Origin of the sequence: Streptosporangium sp. G11 (genome assembly GCF_051192615.1) — a bacterium.
Taxonomy (GTDB): domain Bacteria; phylum Actinomycetota; class Actinomycetes; order Streptosporangiales; family Streptosporangiaceae; genus Streptosporangium.
In genome coordinates, this window is record NZ_JBPJUQ010000224.1 from 1 (window position 1) to 2,946 (window position 2,946).

The 2,946-nt window shown below is 68.1% G+C and carries 5 protein-coding genes; 1 reads left to right on the plus strand and 4 read right to left on the minus strand.

Annotated features, from left to right (window positions below):
• Positions 1 to 467, plus strand: a 467-nt coding sequence (locus tag ACSDR0_RS49945) for a DUF2867 domain-containing protein (protein ID WP_435296016.1), incomplete at its 5' end; no start/stop codon positions are given.
• An 18-nt stretch (positions 468 to 485) separates the two neighbouring features.
• On the opposite strand, the gene ACSDR0_RS49950 is transcribed toward ACSDR0_RS49945, so the two are convergent.
• The 4 genes from ACSDR0_RS49950 to ACSDR0_RS49965 form a co-directional block, all read right to left on the minus strand.
• Positions 486 to 701, minus strand: coding sequence for a DUF6886 family protein (locus tag ACSDR0_RS49950; protein ID WP_435296017.1), 216 nt, complete (start codon positions 699 to 701; stop codon positions 486 to 488).
• Complete coding sequence (locus ACSDR0_RS49955; RefSeq protein ID WP_435296018.1) at positions 698 to 1,435, minus strand: VOC family protein; 738 nt, start codon at positions 1,433 to 1,435, stop codon at positions 698 to 700. Before ACSDR0_RS49955 ends, ACSDR0_RS49950 begins: the two co-directional genes overlap by 4 nt.
• Positions 1,436 to 1,637: 202 nt before the next feature.
• Positions 1,638 to 2,204: a PadR family transcriptional regulator gene (locus ACSDR0_RS49960; RefSeq protein ID WP_435296019.1), complete on the minus strand. Its 567-nt coding sequence runs from the start codon at positions 2,202 to 2,204 to the stop codon at positions 1,638 to 1,640.
• 50 nt (positions 2,205 to 2,254) lie between these two features.
• Positions 2,255 to 2,946 (minus strand): IS982 family transposase (locus ACSDR0_RS49965; RefSeq protein ID WP_435296020.1); only part of this gene is annotated, 692 nt, incomplete at its 5' end.

Genomic DNA, 2,946 nt, shown 5'->3' on the forward strand with positions numbered 1-2,946 from the left:
GCTGGTACTCCCTGCCCGTGGCCTGGCACCTCCGCGGCCTCCTCGACCGGCTCGTCGGCGGCGTGGGACCGCGCCGCGGACGCCGCGACCCCCGGAGGCTGCGGGTGCGCGACTCCGTCGACTTCTGGCGGGTGGAGGAGGTCGAACCCGGGCACCTGCTGCGCCTGCGCGCGGAGATGCGCCTGCCGGGTCTCGCGTGGCTGGAACTGCGCGTGCTCCGCCACGGGGGCGAGACCGTCTACGGCCAGTGTGCGATCTTCCACCCCCGGGGCCTGACGGGCCATCTCTACTGGTGGTCGGTCACACCCTTCCACACCCTGATCTTCGGCCGGATGCTGCGCAACGTGGCGGCCGCCGCCGAACGAGGCGATCGGTCCGCCGGCCCTGACGCGGTGGGCGTGGCCCCGCCGGAACCGGAACAACCTCGTGGGCGGCGAGCCGAGTCCGGCCGCGGGCGTCAACGGTAGAACCACCCGCGGGATCCGTCAGCGGCCGGGGACATTCGGCCGTGGACGGGCGTACCGCAGGCGGATTCCGCCGAAACCGAGGGTGCTCGCGGTCACGACGTGCCGGAAGCCCCACAGATTGCCGGGTACGCGCAGCTGGATACCCCGCGTCGTCCCGTGCAGTCGCAGCAGGTCGCCGACCGGTTCGGGCGGCACCTGGCCTGCTTCAGGACGCATGCCACATGTCTGTCTCACCGGCTCTCCTCGGCCACCGCCTTCGACAGGGCCGTCTCGAGGTCGTCCGCGCCGGCCAGTGACTCGGTCAGCCGTTCCCCTTCTGCGACGTCCGGGGACATCTCGCGGACGCGGGTCAACAGCTCGCCCGCCCGCTCGCGGTCGGAGAGTACCAAGGCTATTTCTGCGCGGTAGAGGAGCGCTTCGACGAGGTCCACGCTCGGCGTGTCCTGCGCTCGTGCCAGCGCGCCGTCGAGGATCTTGACGGCCTGCCGGTGATCGCCGTGGGAGTCGCCCATGACGACGGCGTTCTGCAGTGCCGTGGCGAGTTTGCCGGCCGGGGGTTCCTCCTGGATCGCGTCCTTGGACGAGGGGAAGATCCGGATCCAGTTCCCTCCCGGATCGACGATCGTGAACCCGGCGAGGTTGTCGACGTTCTTCCGTTTTCTGGGCCTGGTCATCCGGGGGATCCCGGAGATCAGGAGCTTGCCGTACGTGGATCGCATGCCCTCGGCGAAGGCGCTGAAGAGAGCTCCGGTGTCGGGGACGGTGATGATGCAGGTGCCGTAGGAGTCTTCCGGGTTGAAGCCCGGGATGGTGAAGAAGTGCAGATGGATGTCCTCCCGCCGTAGGGCGAGGTACGGGTTCGGGCGAACCTGGTGGTAGGTCCTGGTGAAACCCAGCGCGGTGTAGAACTCCTCGATCTCGTCGATCGATCGGCAGGGCAGTGCCGGCACGGTCGTCTCGTTGGCCATGTCACTCTCCGGATGAACACTAGTCAAATTGTACTATTGCCGGATTCGAGTGTATCGGCGAATGAACGGCGGCGCTCTCCGAATTGTCGTGCATCCGCGCGGGAACCCCGGCGAACGAGGATCCGTGGCCGGCCGCGCCGGCCACCCGCGCCAGGGGCGGGCCGGTGGCCTCGTGGGAGCCGACGGCGCGACGCGGCCTCCCTTAGGAGGTGTGTGCGCCTCTTTCCAGGCGTTCGATCAGGCCGCGGGTCCACTCGGCGCCGCTGCCGGAGAAGTGCGTCCACAGGCGCATGATCTCGGCGATCGGCTCCCCGTCCCGGGAGTCGGCGCCGTCGGGCGTCCAGTGGCGGGCGACCTCCGCCCGCCAGCCGTCGAGGGCCGCCACCCGTTCCTTGAGCAGCGCGATCACCTCTTCCCGGGGCAGGCAGGTGAGGAAACCCACCCCGGCCGTCAGCTCGTCGATCTTCTGGTCGTGCCTGGCCAGGGCCGTACGCAGCAGGCTCAGGAACTCCGCATCACCTTCATCGGTGAGCTCGTACTCCGTTCGTGGCGGTCCGCCCGCGGTGCTCGGCGCGATCTCGTGGGCGCGCAGCAGCCCTTGTTTGGCCATCTGCCTGAGCGCGTGGTAGATCGAGCCGGGCTTGGCCGTGGACCACTCGTGCGCGCCCCAGCTCTCCAGGTCGCTGCGCACCTGGTAACCGTGCGCCCGGCCGCGTTCGCGGATGGCCCCGAGCACCAGCAGCCGGATGGCCGACACCTCTGCTCCCACCTCCGAACGATCGGTAACCAGATTTTACTAGACGAGAAATTCCGAAGTGATCAGTGGTCGTAAGCGATCAGTGATCGGGTGATCGGTGCGCCGGTCTTGTTGTTGTGCCAGATCGCCGCGGCCATCGCGAGAATGCGCTGGGCGACGCGGACGGCGACGCCCTCGAAGGTCCGCCCGCCATGCTGTTCCAGGTCAAGCTGGCCCTTGAGGGTGTCGTTGACCGATTCGATGAGCTGGCGGACCTTCTTGAGCATCGGTTCTCCGAAGCATTTCTTCTCGCTCTTGCGGGAGGGCCGCAGCAGCTCGATGCCGCGCTCAGCGAGGTCTTTTTCGAACGACTTGGAGGCGAATCCCTTGTCGGAGATGAGCAGGACGCCTCTGCGCTCGGCGATCAGGTCGGCGTCGATCTCCAGCATCGCGGCCAGCACCTCGCGTTCGCGGAGCTTCGGGGTGGACAGTGCCCACATGATGGGCATTCCGGCCGGGGTGCAGACCAGGTACAGGCGCAGGCCCCAAAAGAAGCGCGAGTGCGAAGCGCAGTAGCCGTAGCCGGCCCAGCCCGCCAACTCCGAACGCTGGACGGTCGGGCGTGACATTCCGCAGGGCACGGGGGTGGAGTCGGTGATCCAGTGGTTGTCGAACCAAAAATCACTGTCGTGCGCCAGGTCCCGGATTATCTGCTTGATCACGGGCAGCGCCGCGCGCAGGCGTTTGTTGTAGCCGGGGCGGTGGGGCAGGTAGG

Excerpts from the sequence above, each read along its gene's own strand:
- ACSDR0_RS49955 (WP_435296018.1), bottom strand. The coding sequence starts at position 1,435 with ATGGCCAACGAGACGACCGTGCCGGCACTGCCCTGCCGATCGATCGAC.